Here is a 16,308-nt window from a genome sequence, read left to right on the forward strand (position 1 = left end):
AAACTCACCGGAGGCCTCCTGATCTGCAACTGTGGCTCTACCGGTGCGAGTGTTCACTCGTCACCGGCAACCCACGTCCAATTGCAGCCCGAGGCCTTCGGCCTCAAGTCGCCCCCATACCGTCTAGCCGGTCGGTCGTCACGGATTTCTTCGTACAGTTGTTCTTTGAGGGACAGCCGGCGGCGTCGTGATGGGTGTCGATGATGGCGCGCAGAGTACGTCGGCACCGCCCGCAGTCACCGCCTGCGCCGCAGGCTTCGGTGATCTGTTTCGAGGTGCAGGCGCCGTTGGCCACGACCTTGTCGACGTCGTGACTCGTCACTCCCATGCACAGACAGACGAACATCGGCGGCTCAGCTCGGCTCGTCGATGCTCATGAGGTGGGCGAACCTGCCCACGAAATGGGTGGGGTAAGGGCCGAGGCCAGCATTCGACATCCACTCCGCGGCGGCATCCGGGTGTTCGATCCAATGCCGGGCAGCGTCCTCGTCCTCGATTTCCTGCAGGATCATCACTTCCTGCCCGTCGTCGAGTGCACGATAGACCCAGATCTTGCGAACCCCGCCGCGCTTGAAGCGCTCGATTCCGTCGTGCAACTTGACCATCAGTGCAGATACGTCCTCGACCGAGGACATGACGCCGACGACGACGCGCCCGACATGCTCGTCGGCCGAGGGCGGATACAGGTCGATCTTCTCGACTACCTCGCCACCGAATATCGGTGGAATGTCATCGGCGCCCGAAATATTGAACCACTCAAAAATTGCGGAGGACCGCAGCACGTCGCGCATCGAACGAACATGCCGAATACCGATTGTCACCAATACGCGGTGCGGTTCCCAAATCGACGTATAAAGGACTACGTGGTGGGCCCCGATGGAAGCAAGTCCATCGGAATGCCCTTTAAGCCATTTCCACATGCGGTCGACGTCGTCGACGCGGTAATCACAGGCGAGAATAAGTGAGTGCAAATCGAAATCACTCATTCCCTATTCCCTGTCCTTTAGGCGAGGCTTGCAAGCGTTAGCGCAGTCTAACCTTACTTAGCCTAGGCAGTCCAGACTAGGTTCCTGATCTGCGCCCCGCGGTTACCCCAATCGATCGCGATCGGCCCGAAACGCCGCTCCGCGCAACAAAAAAGGTGGGCCGGCAGGCATTTTCTGCACTATGTTGGGTACTGCACTACCGACGGCGACAACTGACAGCCCTCAAGTTGCTTAGGAGCGATGATGCAAGGGGATCCCGACGTTCTGAAATTGCTCAACGAGCAGCTGACGAGCGAACTCACGGCCATTAACCAGTATTTCCTGCATTCCAAGATGCAGGCCAATTGGGGATTCACCGAACTGGCTGAATACACGCGCAAAGAGTCGTTCGAAGAAATGCAGCATGCGGAGTCGATTACCGACCGAATTCTGCTGCTCGACGGCCTGCCGAACTATCAGCGGCTATTCTCCCTGCGGATTGGCCAGACGCTGCGCGAGCAATTCGAGGCGGACCTGGCGATCGAATACGAGGTGGTCGGCCGGCTGAGGCCGGGGATCATCATGTGCCGCGAGAAGGAGGACGCCACCTCGGCGAACCTTTTGGAGGGCATCCTCGCCAACGAGGAGGAGCACATCGACTACCTCGAGACCCAGCTCGAGCTGATGAACAAGCTCGGCGTCGAGTTGTATTCGGCTCAGTGCGTGTCAAGGCCGCCAACCAGCGCCTAACCGAATTTCACACACGTTCGTTCATCGGGTCTTCCTCGGTGGCGTAACTTTCATAGCCTATCTAACGATAGGTCTGATGGGCACGCCACCAAAGGAAGGCAGGTATGGCGAACACGCGAACGGACGCGGCTGTCGCGGATTGTGAATCTCCCAGCGCGCTGATCAGCCCGCAGCGCCGCAACATCATCTTCGGTGCGGTGCTGCTCGGCATGTTGATGGCCGCGCTGGATCAGACCATCGTCGCCACCGCCCTGCCGACCGTCGTCGCTGACCTCGGGGGAGCGGGCCACCAGTCGTGGGTCGTGACGAGTTACCTGCTGGCCTCCACGATCGTCACCGCAATCGTCGGGAAGCTCGGGGATCTGTTTGGCCGCAAGGCCGTCTTCCAGGTCGCGGTCCTGTTCTTCCTCGCGGGGTCTGTCCTGTGTGGGCTGGCGGGCTCGATGACGATGCTGGTGGCGTCGCGGACATTTCAGGGCATCGGGGGCGGTGCGATGATGGTGACGGCGATGGCTGTCATCGGCGAAGTCATCCCCTTGCGCGAACGAGGCCGCTATCAGGGCGCGCTCGGTGCCGTTTTCGGAGTCACCACGGTCATCGGTCCGCTACTCGGCGGGTTCTTCACCGATCACCTCACCTGGCGATGGGCGTTCTGGATCAACGTCCCGATCGCGCTCCTGGTGATCGTGGTCGGAACGCTGGCCATCCCGTCGTTGGCCAAGGCCGCGAAGCCGGTGATCGACTACGCGGGCATCCTGTTCATCGGTGTGGCCGCTTCGGGGCTGACGTTGGCTACCAGCTGGGGCGGGAGCACGTACGCGTGGTCGTCGCCGGTGATCATCGGCCTGTTCGTAGGTTCCGTCCTGGCGCTTGCGATGTTCGTGTGGGTGGAATCCCGTGTGGCGGAGCCGATTCTGCCGATCCGGCTGTTCTCGAACCCGGTCTTCACGGTGTGCTGCATTCTCGGGTTCATCGTCGGCTTCGCGATGCTGGGTGCGCTGACGTTCCTGCCCACGTTCATGCAGTTCGTCAACGGTGTGTCCGCGACCGAATCGGGCATGCGCACCTTGCCGATGGTGGCGGGAATGCTCATCACCTCCATCGGTAGCGGAAGCATCGTCGGCCGCACCGGCCGCTACAAGGTGTTCCCCGTCGTCGGCACCGCCACCATGGCGGTGGGCTTCGCACTGTTGTCACAGATGGGCGCGGCAACGCCGATCTGGCAACAGTCGGTGTCTCTGTTCATCCTTGGCGCGGGCATCGGCTTGTGCATGCAGGTCTTGATTCTGGTCGTCCAGAACACCTCCAGCTTCGCCGACCTCGGCGTGGCAACCTCCGGCGTCACATTCTTCCGGACCATCGGAAGTTCTTTCGGTGCAGCGATCTTCGGCTCGCTGTTCGCCAACTTCCTCGCCGGCCGCATCCCGGCGGCGCTGGTCGCAAGCGGGGCCCCCGCCAGGGCAGCGGATTCCCCGCAGGCACTGCACGCGCTTTCACCGGAGATGGCTGCACCGATCGTCGACGCCTATGCGGACTCACTGGGCACCGTGTTCCTGTGCGGGGTGCCCGTCGCAATCGTCGGCTTTGTGGTCTCGCTCTTCCTCAAGGAGGTGCGACTGCGCGAAATCGAGACCGCATCGGCGACCGACCTCGGTGAGGGCTTCGGTATGCCGAGCACCGAGTCGCCCGAACAGATCCTCGAAGTGGCCATCGGGCGGCTCTTCCGCGACTCACCCGAGATCCGGCTGCGCAGTCTCGCCCAACTTCCCGGGTGCAACCTCGACGTCACCCAGATGTGGGCGCTGCTGCAGGTCTACCGACAGAACCAGGTCTTCGGCACGGCCACCCTCACCGACATCGCCGAACGCCTGCGGGTGCCCCACGAGGTCATCGCGCCCGCCTTCGAGGCACTGATCCACGACGGACTCGTGCTGGGGACAGCGGGCAGGCTGTGGCTGACGCAGGCCGGAATGAAGCAGGTCGACGCGATATCCGCGCTCATCGTCGGTCGCATCGTCGACAAATTGGCCATGTCGTCCTCGTTCGAGGGGCGACCAGATCGCGATCAGGTGGAGGCTGCGCTCGAGCGCATCGTGCATCGGATGCTGGTGCAGCGGAACTGGACGGAAGACCGAAGCGAACTGGCCGACGCAGGCTGACGCGCGACTAGTTTGTGTGCGCCTGGCTCATCCCGTTACGGCGCAGGGCTACCGCGGTGACGTCGTCGCCATCGAGCAATGCGCCCGCATCTGCACACAGGTAGTCGACGACCGCCTGGGGGTTCGTTCCGTTGCCGTTGGCGCACTGCGCGATTGCGTCCTCGAGTCCGTCCAGCGAACCGCCCCACAGGTCGAGCACCCCGTCGCTGACGAGCAGGATCATGTCCCCGGGGGCCAAGCGGTCGGAGTGTTCTTGCCAGTGGTTGCCCAATCCCACGGGCATGTCGTCGGACGACAGGCGTTCAATCCGGCCGGAACGGGGGCGGATGACAAAGTGCAAGCCGTGGCCCGCATCTGCGAATCGGAAATTGCCAGAGTCCATGTCGACCCGCACATAGGCGAGTGTGACGAATGCGCTGATCCGGCGCAGATCGCCCTCGAGGATGCCCGCAGCACCGTTGACTACCACTGACGGAGTCGCCGCGGGATCGTTGGCGCGCAGCGCCGTTCGGGTTGCCGCAGCGAGCATTCCCGCGTCCATTCCCTTGCCCATGACGTCGCCGAGGCTCAGCACGATGGAAGGTTGATGCACGCGCACGTCATAGAAGTCCCCGCCGACCTGTCGGGCAGGGCTGGTGAACGTGCCGAAGGTCCAACCTGGGGTCGCGGGCAAGGTGCCGGGCACCAGCGCCCGCTGAACCTCGACGGCCCGGTCCATCTCCGCCTGCTCGAGCTGACGTAGCCGCTCCGATTCGGTGACGTCGTGGAAGTGCAGGACGAACTGGGTTCCCTCGGGCTTCTCGCCGATGACAGCGATACTCACTTCGAGACTGCGGCCGTCGGCCAGCTGCAGTGTCAGCCGCGCATTGTCGTCATCAACGAACGAATCGGCGGCGGCCGAAAGCTCGGCCATGCCATCGGAACCCATCAACAGGTCAAGGTCCGCGCTTCCCTCGGCCAGCCCGGGCAGCAGGTCCTGTGCTGAAGGGTTGGCGCGCTCGACAATCCATTGGGTAGGCGTACGGACAACCAGCAACTTGCCGGCGACCGAGGAATTGAAGCTCTTGCGGAACAACTCCTCGCTCTTGAAGAGCTCGGCTCGCGCTGCCTGCGATGTCTCGAGCTCGTCGACGATGCGCCGCCGCATATCGTCGGCATCCTGTGCGATCCCCCGGATATCGCTGGGTCCCTCGACCGGGATCGTCGCGGCGAAATCACCCTTGGCGATACGTCGGCATGCCGCCGCGACGGCGGCCACTGGTCGGGTGACTGCGCCGCGCACCAAGAAAGCCAGCGCCAGCCCGGTGCCCACGAGCGCCACCAACACGGCGGTCAGCACCTGGTTCAGCGACGTCTGGTCCCGCTGCAGTTGAGCACGGGCGTCGGTTCTTGCCGAATCGAGGTCTGCATTTTGGGTGTCGAACAGTGCGCGCAGACGATCGAATTGCGCCTTGCCCTGATCAGCCTCGGCGTTGGTGAGCGGACGGGGTTGTCCGGGCGCCACGCGTGTGATCAGGGGTTGGGCGTAACTGGTGCGCCATTGCACAGCGGCTGTTTCGATTGCGTCGAGATCGGCCAGCAGGTGGTCGTTGTCACTCAAGAGTTCGCGCAGCCGAGCGGCGGCGGCCTGCTCGGCGTGTTGGCCGGTGAAGTACGGCTCGAGGAACCGCAGGTCTCCGGTGATGACGTAGCCGCGCACGCCGGTCTCCTGGTCGCGCAGTGCCGATTGCAACTGGAAAGCGGTGGAACGTGCAGGCGAAGTGGTGTCCACCAACTGGCGGGTAGCAGTGTCGGTGCGGAATTGCAGCACGGCGATGGCTGCAGAACCGGCGATGACGATCACGCCCATCACGCACAACACGATCGTCAACCAACCCTGCACAGTCAGACGCGAGTAGATGCGCCGCCAACGGGAGATGGCGGCACCGGCATCCGACCGGGTATCAGGAATCATCGGAGCGACTTCGATGTCTCGGGCGTTTCGTGCGCGGCGTGCCCGGCACGGCGTAAGGCTACCGCGGTGACGTCGTCGCCATCGAGTAGCTCGCCCGCATTCGCACAGAGGTAGTCGACGACCGCCTGGGGGTTCGTTCCGTTGCCGTTGGCGCACTGCGCGATTGCGTCCTCGAGTCCGTCCAGCGAACCGCCCCACAGGTCGAGCACCCCGTCGCTGACGAGCAGGATCATGTCCCCCGGGGCGAGGCGATCCGAGAGTTCCCGCCACTGGTTGCCCAATCCCACGGGCATGTCGTCGGACGAAAGCCGTTCGACCCGGCCAGATCTGGTCCTGACGACAAAGTGCAGGCCGTGGCCCGCGTCGGCGAATCGGAAGTCGCCAGAGTCGATGTCGACCTGAACGTAGGCGAGCGTGACGAAGGCGTCAATGCGCCGCAGATCGCCTGCGAGGATGTCCGCGGCACTGGTCACGACCGCCGCCGGGGTCATATCGGGGTCGTGGGACCGTAGCGCGGTGCGGGTCGCGGCGGCGAGCATTCCCGCGTCCATGCCCTTGCCCATGACGTCGCCAAGACTGAGCACGATGGAGGGTTCGCGCACGCGCACGTCGTAGAAGTCGCCGCCGACCAGTCTGGCCGGGGTGATGGACGTGCCGAATGTCCAGCCCGGGGTCTCCGGGAGATCGCCGGGAAGCAGTGCACGCTGGACCTCGACGACCCGATTCCTTTCCTCCTGCTCGAGTTCGCGTAGCCGCTCCGGTTCGGTGACGTCGTGGAAGTGCAGGGTGAACAGGGTTTCTTCGGGCTGCTCCTTGATGACTGCGATACTCACGTCGAAGCTGCGGCCATCGGCCAGCTTCAACATGAGACGCGCGTTTTCAGAGAGGGAATCGGCGGCTTCTGAAAGCCTGGTGACGGCTTCCTCACCCATCAGGGCGCCGAGGCGCCTGACTCCCTCTCGCAGCCCCGGCAGCAGATCCCGGGCCGTAGGGTTGGCGCGCTCGACAATCCACAGGGTGGCTGTGCGGATGACCATCAGCTTGCCGGCGACCGACGCGTTGAAGCCCTCGCGGAACAACTCCTCGCTCTCGTGGAGTCGCGATGACATCTCCCGCTCGGACCCCACAAGAAGGGACAGCGTGAGTAAGACCGCCACGATCGACAACTGATAGGCCTGTAGTAAGGCGACACCCGCCGCCCCACCGATCTGATCGAATGCGAATGGGCCCAAACCGATGACGCTGCCGTGCGATGCGATACTCGCAACTCCGACGAGGACGAGGGACAGCTGCCGGGTCGATAATCGAAGCGTCGCGGCCACCAAGGACGGAAAAGTCAGAAACGCCAACGGCAGCAGCGTGTGGTTGAAAATGAACACACCGGTGGCGGTTCCCAATGTCCAGATGGCGTGGCCTACCGTCTCGGCATAGCCTGCCTGCTGTTTCCGGTGGGTCGGCGCCATGAGCAACGGAGTGAGAAGCGCCATTCCAGCAACGTGCTTGAGCACACCGGTCTGGAGCGTTTCCACTGCCGCGGCCGGATTCCCGGACAGATAGAAGGCGGCAGAGGCCAGCAGGCCGTAGAGAGTCGTCGAGACCAGAGCGATCGCCAGAAACCTGGCCAGATCGCCCGGAGTGAACAAACGCGGACGGCGATCCTCGCGGCCGCGCAGGAGCACTGTGCCGACCACCATCTCGACGGCGACGGCCACGACCAACGCGGCAGCGAGGGGCGCCGGCCGTCCCGCCCACAGCAAGATCGGGAACGTGACGGCGGAAACGGCCAGCGCAAGCATCCAGGTATAACGTCGCCGAAAACAGATGCCCAGGCCCAGAGCTATGCCCGAGGCCGGCCACCATGGCGGCGTCATCAGGCCCGACGGTTGGAGTTTGAGGGAGAGCGCCGTCGCAACGGCCAAAGCGAGCAGCATCGCGATGATGAATACGGCGTCGGGAATCTGCCACCTGGCTATGTGGAAACGCGGTGTGCCTGTCGCAATGCCGGCTCGCGATAATCGAGGGGTCGAGGTGACCGGGTCAGCTGCCTCAGCGGTGCCCATCACCCGCTGCCACGCGGGCTCATTCGGATCGGCGCCGTGTCAGCGTCCAGTGATTGCCCTGCTGATCGCGCCGGTAGGTCAGCTCGTCGAGAACGCGATGCGCGAGGGCCAATCCGCGGCCGCTCTCCGAGGTCTCGTCGGGCATGGATATCCGAGCCAGGTCGACGGGCGCAGCATGGCCATCGTCGGTGAACATGACGGCTACGTTTTCCGGCCGCACGTCGACCACCATGCGCAATCGCACCGGTTGCCCGTCACCCGAGTACGCGATGATGTTCGTACCGATCTCGCTGACCGCGAGTTCGATGCACATCCTGGTGTACTCGGGCACGTCGTCTGACGCCCATGCCAGATCGAGCGTTCGCTGGATCTCCGCCAGCGTGTCCGGACCGGTCAGGGCCTCCATCGCGTACTCAGTCATCGAAGGCGCTGTCCGCGGAAGCATGGCTACGTAGGACCCGGTCGAGGTTGCTCAACTCCAGCACGGTGCAAACCTGTTGTGTGGGAGCCGCGATGCGCAAGTCGCCACCCGCGTTGCGAGCAATTTTCAGGGCCGCGATCAGCGCGCCCAAACCCGATGAATCGATGAACTCCGTGGCGCTGAGATCGACGACGATTCGACTCACCCCACCATCGACGATGTCGTTGAGCTGTTTTCGTAGCGCCGGGGCGGCGACCATGTTCAGCCGCCCGGTAGGCTGGACCACGACAACACCCGACTTCGTTGTGCGAGTGGAAAATTCGCTCATCACGTCCCCCTTCTTCGTCGTAGCCGCCGTTGGCACCCGTCCGAACCAGGATCAGAACCAACGGCTAGACAAAGCACTGGTTCAGCTTGCCACGTGCGCGAAGTATTGGGATCAAAGCGCGAAAACACACCGGCGCGGCGTCGAATCCACGACATCGGCCGGAAGATGTGGCGGGGAGATTTCACTCTTCGCCCCCGGGAGAGTCCCGGCGACTTAGGCTGAGGCCCGTGGATGACGCAATGCCGTCAGACGGGGGGCACGCTGCGACGGGGATTTCTGATGCTGAAAAGCGAAAACTCAAAGAAGGACTGATAGCGACTGTCGTCGGCGTAGGGGTGGACGACGCTGGTGCCGATTTGTTGATTCGACAACTTTCGACCGACCCCGACGCGCTGGAACCCATCATCCGGCTTTCATTGAGTGACCCCGCACGGCTGGCTGCTCTGCACGGCACGGGACTGCTGGACACGCCTCAGAGCGGCGCGCTCGATGGTGTCGCGGTGTTGACGGCAGAGGCGCTCGCAACCCCGTTCGCGGCGGTGTCGCTGCTCGACGACAGCAGGGAGTTGCTCATCGGGTGCAACGTGGCTGACATCGAATTCGCAAGGGTGCGCACGGCGGCCGCGTCAATCGGCAAGTTCACGGTTATCAGCGGTATCCCGTTCATCGTCGAGGATGCGACCGTGCATCCATTGCTGGCCAACCATCCGCTCGTGCTCAGCGGTGAGGTTGGGGCGTACGCAGGCGTTCCGATTTTCAGCGACGACGACGATGCGGTCGGTTCGCTCTTCGCTTGGGATACTCGCCCGCTCAATTGGTCGGGGGGTCAAATACTCGTTCTGCAGGACATGGCCGACCTTGCGAGCGCAAAGATTTTCCACCGACCGATATGACGAAATCGGCGACAGTCCTGGCGGTGGCCGACGAAGGTGGCGATCGGCAGTACCTCGGTGCCCGCGAGAAGAACAACGCACGTGCCGGTTTAATTCGTGTCGGCTGGATCGGCACGGTCATCGCCGTGTCCATCGATATCTTTTCTGCGTCGGCGGCGGTCGCCATCGGTTTGTGGTGGTCGGTGTCGGAACAACTTCCCCCGTCGTCATGGATCGTCGCCCTGTTTGTGCCCTTTGTGGTCGTGCTGTTCGCCGTGCAATCGCTGTATCGACACAAACTGAACCGAAACTTCATCGACGAGGTCGGGCCGATCGAGACCAACGTCGCGCTTGCCGCCATTCTCGTGCTGGGTATCACGACCCTCGCCCAAGGGCCCCACCTTTCCGGATCCGTCGTTTCGAAGACGTGGCTGTGTGCCGCCATCCTGATGCCGATATCGCGCTTTCTCCATTCGCGGATTCAGAAGCGGTTGAGGCTGAATCGCCACTTCATGGCTCCCACCCTCATCATCGGAAGCGGCGAAGTCGCGAACCGGATCGTCGAACGCTTACAGGCCCGTCCCGAGTACGGCCTGAAACCGATCGGCATGCTCGACAACGAAGCTTCAGACGCGAGATCGGCTGCGAACCCAGATATTCCGATCATCGGCCCCCCGGAGTCTGTCGGCGCAGCGATAGAGCGGACCGGGGCAAGGGCGGTGCTCATTGCCTTCTCGCAGGTACGCGACGACTCGCTGACCCGGGTTGTTCGGGTGGCGCACCGGCACAAGGCGCGGGTGTGGGTAGTGCCCCGCATGTTCGACGCAGTCGCCGAGCGGGCGACGGTCGATCATCTCGGCGGTCTGCCGCTGATGTCCCTACCGAGCGCCGACCCGCACGGCTGGCAGTTCAACGCCAAACACGTCATCGACCGCGTCGCGGCGGCCCTGGGACTGCTCGTAATCTCCCCGTTGCTCATATCTCTGGTCGTGTTGGTTCGCCTCAGCTCACCGGGACCCATTTTCTTCCGTCAGGACAGGATCGGACGAGACGGCCGGGTCTTCCAGTGCCTCAAGTTCCGCACCATGCGGGCGACCGAAACGTCGGACGCCGAGTTCGAATTGAAGTCGAGGTCGGCCCCTGGCGGCGTCGAAGGCGACGACAGGCGGACGCGCATCGGCAAGATAATGCGGTCAACATCGCTGGATGAGTTACCCCAACTGATCAACGTGCTCAAAGGCGAGATGAGCCTGGTCGGTCCGCGTCCGGAAAGGCCGCAATTCGTTGAGTTCTTCGAAATCCAGATCCACCGCTACGGCGAACGTCACCGCGTGAAGGCCGGCATCACGGGCTGGGCACAAGTGCACGGCCTGCGCGGCCAAACGTCGATCGCGGACCGGGTCGAATGGGACAACTACTACATCGAGAACTGGTCACTCGCGCTTGACTTGAAGATTCTGTTGCTGACAGTCGGGGCTGTCGTGCGGGGTGCCGACTGAGGATCGGCCGACGCACGCCGACCGCCACCCCAGAAAACTAGAACGTGTTCCAATTAAAGGGTCATTCGGCGTACGATGCCGTCATGAGCCGAATTGGACCTTTCGCCGACGACGACGCCGCGGCCTGGGTGGCGAAATCCCCTGATATCGGTGTCGCAATGGCCGGATTCACCCACGCGGTCTACAACAAGAACCGCCTGCCGATGCGGGTCCGCGAGTTGGCGCGGATGGTGATCGCGCTCGACAACGAATGCGTGGTGTGCCAGAACACCCGCGACTCCGAGGGCATCGCCGCCGGCGTGGACGAGGACCTGTATGACCACGCCGCGCAGTGGCGGACGTGGCCCGGCTACAGCGCGCAGGAGCGTGTCGCCGCAGAGTTCGCCGAGCGCTTCGCCGGCGACCACACCGCGCTGCGCGACGACGAGGACTTCTGGGCGCGCGCCAGCGAGCAGTTCGACGACGAGCTGCTGACCGACCTCGCGCTGTCGTGCGCGATGTGGCTGGGCATGGGCCGGATGCTGCGGACGCTCGATATCGGTCAAAGCTGCAAGATCACCCTGTAACTCCCGGGGCGCCGAGCACAATGGCGCTATGACGTCGCGGGCCGCCAAACCTCTCGCTGCAGCCGCCATCGCCCAACTCGAAGCCGACGGTGTCGCCACCTTGATCGGCACCGTCGTGAATCCGGCGGGTCTCACGCACGCGAAGACCATTCCATTGCGCCGGATGAGCACGTTCGCCGAGCCGGGCCTCGGGGCCAGCCCTGTCTTCCACGTCTTCGCAATCGATCAGACCGGCATCGTGTTCGGTGATGCCATCGGCGTGGTGGGAGACCAGCGAATCCGGATCGATCTTGGCGCCCTGCGCATTCTCGGTGACGGATTGTGCTGGGCGCCCGGCGCTTTCTTCAATCAGGACGGCTCGCCGGATCCCTACTGTGGCCGCGGCACTCTGAGCCGGGTGCAGGCACGACTGTCGGATGCCGGTATCGACGCGGTGGTCGGGCATGAAATGGAGTTCGTGCTCGTCGGACCCGATGGCAGCGAGCTTCCCTCGCATATGTGGGCGCAGTACGGACTTGCCGGAGTGCTGGAGTTCGAAAGTTTCGTCCGGGATGTCATCACCGCCGCGACGAACTCGGGGGTGACGATCGAACAGTTCCACCCCGAGTACGGCAGGAATCAGTTCGAGATCTCGTTGTCCCCGCAGTCACCGGTGGCAGCGGCCGACGAACTGGTGCTGATGCGCATCATCATCGGCCGGGTCGCGCGGCGGCACGGGCTGCGTGTCAGCCTCTCGCCGGTGCCGTTCGCAGGCAGCGTCGGATCGGGTTCACACCAACACTTCTCGATGACACGCGGTGAAGTGCCGCTGTTCTCGGGCGGCTCCGGCGCGGCGGGCATGACACCGGAGGGGGAGTCGGCAGTGGCCGGTTTGCTGGCGGGTCTGCCCGAAGCGCAGGGCATCCTGTGTGGCTCGGTGCTCTCCGGAATGCGGATGCAGCCCGGCCACTGGGCCGGTGCATACGTCTGCTGGGGTACTGAAAACCGGGAGGCGGCGGTCCGGTTCCTGATGGGCGGGCCAAGCAATCCGCAGGGCGCCAACGTCGAGGTCAAGGTCATCGACCCGTCGGCGAATCCATACCTGGCGACTGCTGCGATGCTCGGCTTGGCGCTCGACGGCATCGAACGCGAACTGAAGCTGCCGACCGAGGTCACCGTCGACCCCGCCTCGTTGACTGATGCTCAGCGCGAGGAGGCCGGAATCGCAGAGCTGCCGAGCGACCAGGCCGACGCGCTCGACGCGCTCGATCAATCCTCCTCGCTGAGGGGCATTCTCGGTGACGAGGCCGTTGACGCCGTCGTTGCGGTCCGGCGCTACGAGCAGCAGAACTACGGCGATCTGCCACCGGACGAGCTAGCCGAGAAATTCCGTCTGGCCTGGAGTGTATGACGTTGTCGGCACTGTCTCAGCACATCGACACCGTGCCCCTGATCGACCACCACGTGCACGGCTGCCAGCTGCGACCGGTCGACCGGCGCCGGTTCGAGAACAGCCTCAACGAGGCCAACGTCGAGCCACTGGCCGAATTCGATTCGGCGTTCGACACCCAACTCGGATTCGCGGTTCGCGCGCATTGCGCACCACTGCTGGGATTGCCGCCTCACGCAGATGCAGATGCGTACTTGCGGGCGCGCGGTGAACACACCGAGACCGATATCGCCCGGCTGTTCCTTTCGTCGGCGCAGGTGTGCGACTGGCTGGTGGACACCGGATTCGCCACCGGCGTAGCCGATCTGGATGACCTGAAAGCTTTGAGAGTGGGCCGGGTGCACGAGATCGTCCGACTCGAGTCGGTGGCCGAACAGGCAGTCCGCGCATCCGGGGACTACGCTTCGGCATTCACTGCAATCCTGCACGAGCGGGCGGCGACCGCGGTCGCGACCAAGTCGATTCTGGCGTACCGAGGTGGGTTCGTCGGTGACTTGTCCGAACCCTGCGCCGCCGAAGTATCGCAGGCCGCCAAGATGTGGCGCGACGGTGGAGAGTCCCGCCTCACCGACCGTGTTCTCCTGCGGTTCGGCCTCTATCAGGGGTTGCGACTGGGTAAACCGCTGCAATTCCACGTCGGGTTCGGCGACCGGGACTGCGACCTGCGCACCGCCAACCCGCTGTACCTCTTGGACTTCCTGCGCAACTCTGAAGACGTGCCGATCATGCTGCTGCACTGTTATCCGTACGAGCGCGAGGCGGGCTATCTCGCGCAGGCATTCAACAACGTCTATCTCGATGGTGGCCTGGCCATCAACCATCTCGGCGCCCGGTCGGCGGCGTTCATCGGTCGCCTTCTGGAGATGGCGCCATTCCGTAAGATCGTGTACTCCTCCGACGGCTTCGGCCCCGCAGAGCTGCACTACCTCGGAGCACAACTGTGGCGCAACGGAATCCGAGAGGTGTTGGAGGGGTTCGTCAATACAGACGAGTGGAGCGAGTCCGACGCGATGCGCGTCGTCGACCTTATTGCCCGGGGCAACGCCCGGCGCATCTATGCGCTCGACTAGACCAAGCCCGTGGCGTCGAAGACCCACGACATGTCGGCGCTCGCGAAATCTTCCATCCAGGTGGGCGGTGCACTGTTGGCGAGCGCACCCATGTCCCAGTAGTCCTTCCACAAGGTGATCTTGCCGTTCTGGACCTTATGCACCGAGACGAAATTCAGGACCGCGGACTCGCCTGTGGCCCAATGCCATTCCTCGTGATGCTCGTACATCACATCGACGCCGTTATCGACCATCAATCCGGTGAAGTTCTCGTAGGAGGCCAGCGGCGCGATGCCGATCTTCAGACGCTTGACGATATCTTCGGGCCCACGGGCCGCTGCCGCGGGACCCACCGGCACATCGAGGTAGATGCAGTCCTCCGAAAGGAAGGTCTTCAGAAGTTCCCAGTCGCGATCCGACAGGGCCTTCCACATGCTCAGGACCGTATCCTCAACTGACACTTGATAACTCCGATTCTTGAATCGCGTTGGCGGGCGCTTTGTGCGCGGCCCGCAGGAACCTGCCGGTGCGTTGGGCGCCGACGAGGTCGGTCGACTCACCGTCGACGAACACCGCGCGTCCGCCGACGAACACCGCCCGCACCGTTTCGTCGTTGCGGTTGACCATCCGCGACAGGCCGCCGTACTGCTCGACCGGCGCCTCGGCATAGGTCTCCAGTGATTCGTCCAGGCGTTCGGGATCGATGACGACGATGTCGGCGCGGTCGCCGATGCGCAAATGGCCGGCGTCGATGCGATACCAGTCGGCGAGTTCACCGGTGAGGCGGTGGACGGCCTGCTCGGCGGTCATGAAGGGTCGTCCGGCCTTCTGTGCCTCCTGGACATGGCGCAGCAGTCGCAGGTTCATGTTGTAGAAGGCCATGTTACGAAGGTGGGCGCCGGCGTCGGAGAAGCCCATCTGAATGCCGGGGTCTCGGGCCAGCTTCTTGAGCACTTCGGGCCGGTGGTTGGAGATCGTGGTGCGCCAGCGCAGCGCCGTGCCGTGCTCGAGCACCAGGTCGAGGAATGCGTCGACGGGATGCAGGCCGCCCCGATCAAGCCCCACCTGGCCGAACGACTTGCCGACCACCCTCTCGTCGGGGCAGGCGACGATCTCGGCGTCGAAGAAGTCGCGCTGCCACACCCGCATCCCGAACTTGCTCTCGTACTGCTTGCGGAACTGCCGGCGATACGTCTCGTCGCGCAGCAACTCGTTGCGTTCGACCTCGTCGCGCAGATGTAGCGCCGCCGCGCCCGCCCCGAACTCTTCGAAGACCACGAGATCGATGCCGTCTGCGTACACCTCGAACGGCACCGGCAGGTGTTGCCAGCGGAAGTTGCCGCCGAGGCGGTTGACCAATCGCGCCAGCGGCCCCAGCAGCTTGATCGCATACGGGTTGCTCTTGACGTCGGCGGCCGAAAGCAGGCTGGTCTTCAGTGGGTTGCGGAAGATGCCGAGCGACTGGGCAAGCTGCGACCCGAGACTCAGTGGGTTCTCGATGTCGGGCCCGGACTGCAGAACCCGGCCCGCGCGGCGCAGCTTGGACTTGAGGCGACGCAATTCCCGCGGCTTGGCATAGGTCGAGGGAAGCGTGCGGGATCGGCACACGTCGCCGTCGAGCTTGTCGAAAAGCAGTTGTTGAGAGGACATTCCGACGAACCCTGCGCGGAGCGCCTCGTCGAGCCACTTCTCCATCTGGGCCTGTTCACTTCTGGTCGGCCGCTGCCGTTTCTGGGTCGCACGGTCCAGTCCCATGGTCGCGGCCCGCATATCCGAGTGCCCGATGAACGCAGCGATGTTGGGTCCCAGCGGTCGAGCCTCCAGCGCTGCGATGTACTCCTCGCAGTTCCGCCAGGTCTTGTGCTCGTCGACCGCGCCGATCACATGTTCACGGGGGATGGCCTCGACGCGCCCGAAGATGTCGCCCGCGTCCGCACCACCGACATGGACGGTGGACAGCGAGCAGGATCCGAGCATCACCGTCGTCACGCCGTGGCGGAGCGATTCGGTCAGCGCCGGACCGACCAGTACCTCGACGTCGTAGTGGGTGTGGATGTCGAGCATGCCGGGCAGTACCCACTGGCCCGTCGCGTCGATGACTCGAGGGCAGTCCGTGGGATCGAGGTCGGCGGTGGTGATGGCAACGACGTGACCATTGCGGATGCCAATGTTGCGCACGGCTGACGGTGCGCCGGACCCGTCGAACCAACGGCCGTTCGTGATGATGGTGTCGTACGTCACCAGGTCATAGAACAG

At 63.8% G+C, this 16,308-nt stretch carries 15 protein-coding genes; 7 read left to right on the forward strand and 8 right to left on the reverse strand.

Annotated elements, in window-relative coordinates; genetic code table 11:
* Positions 1-103: 103 nt before the first annotated feature.
* Positions 104-346, reverse strand: coding sequence for a (2Fe-2S)-binding protein (locus CSQ99_RS23855; protein ID WP_099041481.1), 243 nt, complete (start codon positions 344-346; stop codon positions 104-106).
* Positions 347-353: 7 nt separating this feature from the next.
* Positions 354-986 carry a fatty-acid--CoA ligase gene (locus tag CSQ99_RS23860; RefSeq protein WP_099041482.1) on the reverse strand — a complete coding sequence of 211 codons (633 nt, stop codon included), beginning with the start codon at positions 984-986 and terminating at the stop codon, positions 354-356.
* A 243-nt stretch (positions 987-1,229) separates the two neighbouring features.
* Here CSQ99_RS23860 and bfr point away from each other — a divergent pair, with 243 nt between their 5' ends.
* Complete coding sequence (gene bfr / locus CSQ99_RS23865; protein ID WP_099041526.1) at positions 1,230-1,715, forward strand: bacterioferritin; 486 nt, start codon at positions 1,230-1,232, stop codon at positions 1,713-1,715.
* A 104-nt stretch (positions 1,716-1,819) separates the two neighbouring features.
* A complete protein-coding gene (locus tag CSQ99_RS23870) occupies positions 1,820-3,874 on the forward strand; it encodes an MDR family MFS transporter (protein ID WP_099041483.1) in 2,055 nt (684 codons plus the stop codon).
* A 7-nt stretch (positions 3,875-3,881) separates the two neighbouring features.
* On the opposite strand, the gene CSQ99_RS23875 is transcribed toward CSQ99_RS23870, so the two are convergent.
* The 4 genes from CSQ99_RS23875 to CSQ99_RS23890 are packed head-to-tail and all read right to left on the reverse strand — an operon-like array spanning position 3,882 to position 8,637.
* On the reverse strand, positions 3,882-5,828 hold the full coding sequence (locus CSQ99_RS23875) for a CHASE3 domain-containing protein (protein WP_099041484.1): 1,947 nt from the start codon (positions 5,826-5,828) through the stop codon (positions 3,882-3,884).
* Complete coding sequence (locus CSQ99_RS23880; protein WP_245909056.1) at positions 5,825-7,888, reverse strand: SpoIIE family protein phosphatase; 2,064 nt, start codon at positions 7,886-7,888, stop codon at positions 5,825-5,827. The genes CSQ99_RS23875 and CSQ99_RS23880 overlap by 4 nt, the downstream gene beginning before the upstream one ends.
* A gap of 19 nt (positions 7,889-7,907) precedes the next feature.
* Positions 7,908-8,309, reverse strand: coding sequence for an ATP-binding protein (locus tag CSQ99_RS23885; RefSeq protein WP_099041485.1), 402 nt, complete (start codon positions 8,307-8,309; stop codon positions 7,908-7,910).
* Positions 8,302-8,637: an STAS domain-containing protein gene (locus tag CSQ99_RS23890; RefSeq protein WP_099041486.1), complete on the reverse strand. Its 336-nt coding sequence runs from the start codon at positions 8,635-8,637 to the stop codon at positions 8,302-8,304. Before CSQ99_RS23890 ends, CSQ99_RS23885 begins: the two co-directional genes overlap by 8 nt.
* A 227-nt stretch (positions 8,638-8,864) precedes the next feature.
* On the opposite strand from CSQ99_RS23890, the gene CSQ99_RS23895 reads away from it, so the two are divergent.
* The 5 genes from CSQ99_RS23895 (at position 8,865) to CSQ99_RS23915 (ending at position 14,073) form a co-directional block, all read left to right on the forward strand.
* Positions 8,865-9,530 (forward strand): GAF domain-containing protein, encoded by a 666-nt coding sequence (locus tag CSQ99_RS23895; protein ID WP_245909057.1) that lies wholly within the window; start codon positions 8,865-8,867, stop codon positions 9,528-9,530.
* Positions 9,527-11,008: a sugar transferase gene (locus CSQ99_RS23900; protein ID WP_099041487.1), complete on the forward strand. Its 1,482-nt coding sequence runs from the start codon at positions 9,527-9,529 to the stop codon at positions 11,006-11,008. Before CSQ99_RS23895 ends, CSQ99_RS23900 begins: the two co-directional genes overlap by 4 nt.
* 83 nt (positions 11,009-11,091) lie before the next feature.
* Entirely contained in the window at positions 11,092-11,574 is a 483-nt protein-coding gene (locus tag CSQ99_RS23905; protein ID WP_099041488.1) for a carboxymuconolactone decarboxylase family protein, read from the forward strand.
* 28 nt (positions 11,575-11,602) lie between these two features.
* Positions 11,603-12,964 (forward strand): type I glutamate--ammonia ligase, encoded by a 1,362-nt coding sequence (locus CSQ99_RS23910; RefSeq protein ID WP_099041489.1) that lies wholly within the window; start codon positions 11,603-11,605, stop codon positions 12,962-12,964.
* Positions 12,961-14,073, forward strand: coding sequence for an amidohydrolase family protein (locus CSQ99_RS23915; RefSeq protein ID WP_099041490.1), 1,113 nt, complete (start codon positions 12,961-12,963; stop codon positions 14,071-14,073). The genes CSQ99_RS23910 and CSQ99_RS23915 overlap by 4 nt, the downstream gene beginning before the upstream one ends.
* Here CSQ99_RS23915 and CSQ99_RS23920 read toward each other — a convergent pair.
* Together CSQ99_RS23920 and CSQ99_RS23925 are read right to left on the reverse strand one after the other, a co-directional pair.
* A complete protein-coding gene (locus tag CSQ99_RS23920; protein ID WP_176561193.1) occupies positions 14,070-14,486 on the reverse strand; it encodes a nuclear transport factor 2 family protein in 417 nt (138 codons plus the stop codon). The two genes, CSQ99_RS23915 and CSQ99_RS23920, sit on opposite strands and share 4 nt — an antisense overlap.
* A 16-nt stretch (positions 14,487-14,502) precedes the next feature.
* On the reverse strand, positions 14,503-16,293 hold the full coding sequence (locus tag CSQ99_RS23925; RefSeq protein WP_176561194.1) for an N-acyl-D-amino-acid deacylase family protein: 1,791 nt from the start codon (positions 16,291-16,293) through the stop codon (positions 14,503-14,505).
* Positions 16,294-16,308 lie beyond the last annotated feature (15 nt).

This window comes from Mycobacterium neglectum (genome assembly GCF_002591975.1).
GTDB classification, from domain to species: domain Bacteria; phylum Actinomycetota; class Actinomycetes; order Mycobacteriales; family Mycobacteriaceae; genus Mycobacterium; species Mycobacterium neglectum.

What these genes read in the sequence shown, in the direction of transcription:
- CSQ99_RS23910 (WP_099041489.1), top strand. Translation starts at nt 11,603, where the DNA reads ATGACGTCGCGGGCCGCCAAACCTCTCGCTGCAGCCGCCATCGCCCAA.
- CSQ99_RS23860 (WP_099041482.1), bottom strand. Translation starts at nt 986, where the DNA reads ATGAGTGATTTCGATTTGCACTCACTTATTCTCGCCTGTGATTACCGC.
- CSQ99_RS23890 (WP_099041486.1), bottom strand. Translation starts at nt 8,637, where the DNA reads ATGAGCGAATTTTCCACTCGCACAACGAAGTCGGGTGTTGTCGTGGTC.
- CSQ99_RS23855 (WP_099041481.1), bottom strand. Translation starts at nt 346, where the DNA reads ATGTTCGTCTGTCTGTGCATGGGAGTGACGAGTCACGACGTCGACAAG.
- CSQ99_RS23920 (WP_176561193.1), bottom strand. Translation starts at nt 14,486, where the DNA reads ATGTGGAAGGCCCTGTCGGATCGCGACTGGGAACTTCTGAAGACCTTC.
- CSQ99_RS23915 (WP_099041490.1), top strand. Translation starts at nt 12,961, where the DNA reads ATGACGTTGTCGGCACTGTCTCAGCACATCGACACCGTGCCCCTGATC.
- CSQ99_RS23870 (WP_099041483.1), top strand. Translation starts at nt 1,820, where the DNA reads ATGGCGAACACGCGAACGGACGCGGCTGTCGCGGATTGTGAATCTCCC.
- CSQ99_RS23880 (WP_245909056.1), bottom strand. Translation starts at nt 7,888, where the DNA reads ATGGGCACCGCTGAGGCAGCTGACCCGGTCACCTCGACCCCTCGATTA.
- CSQ99_RS23905 (WP_099041488.1), top strand. Translation starts at nt 11,092, where the DNA reads ATGAGCCGAATTGGACCTTTCGCCGACGACGACGCCGCGGCCTGGGTG.
- CSQ99_RS23885 (WP_099041485.1), bottom strand. Translation starts at nt 8,309, where the DNA reads ATGACTGAGTACGCGATGGAGGCCCTGACCGGTCCGGACACGCTGGCG.
- bfr (WP_099041526.1), top strand. Translation starts at nt 1,230, where the DNA reads ATGCAAGGGGATCCCGACGTTCTGAAATTGCTCAACGAGCAGCTGACG.
- CSQ99_RS23900 (WP_099041487.1), top strand. Translation starts at nt 9,527, where the DNA reads ATGACGAAATCGGCGACAGTCCTGGCGGTGGCCGACGAAGGTGGCGAT.
- CSQ99_RS23875 (WP_099041484.1), bottom strand. Translation starts at nt 5,828, where the DNA reads ATGATTCCTGATACCCGGTCGGATGCCGGTGCCGCCATCTCCCGTTGG.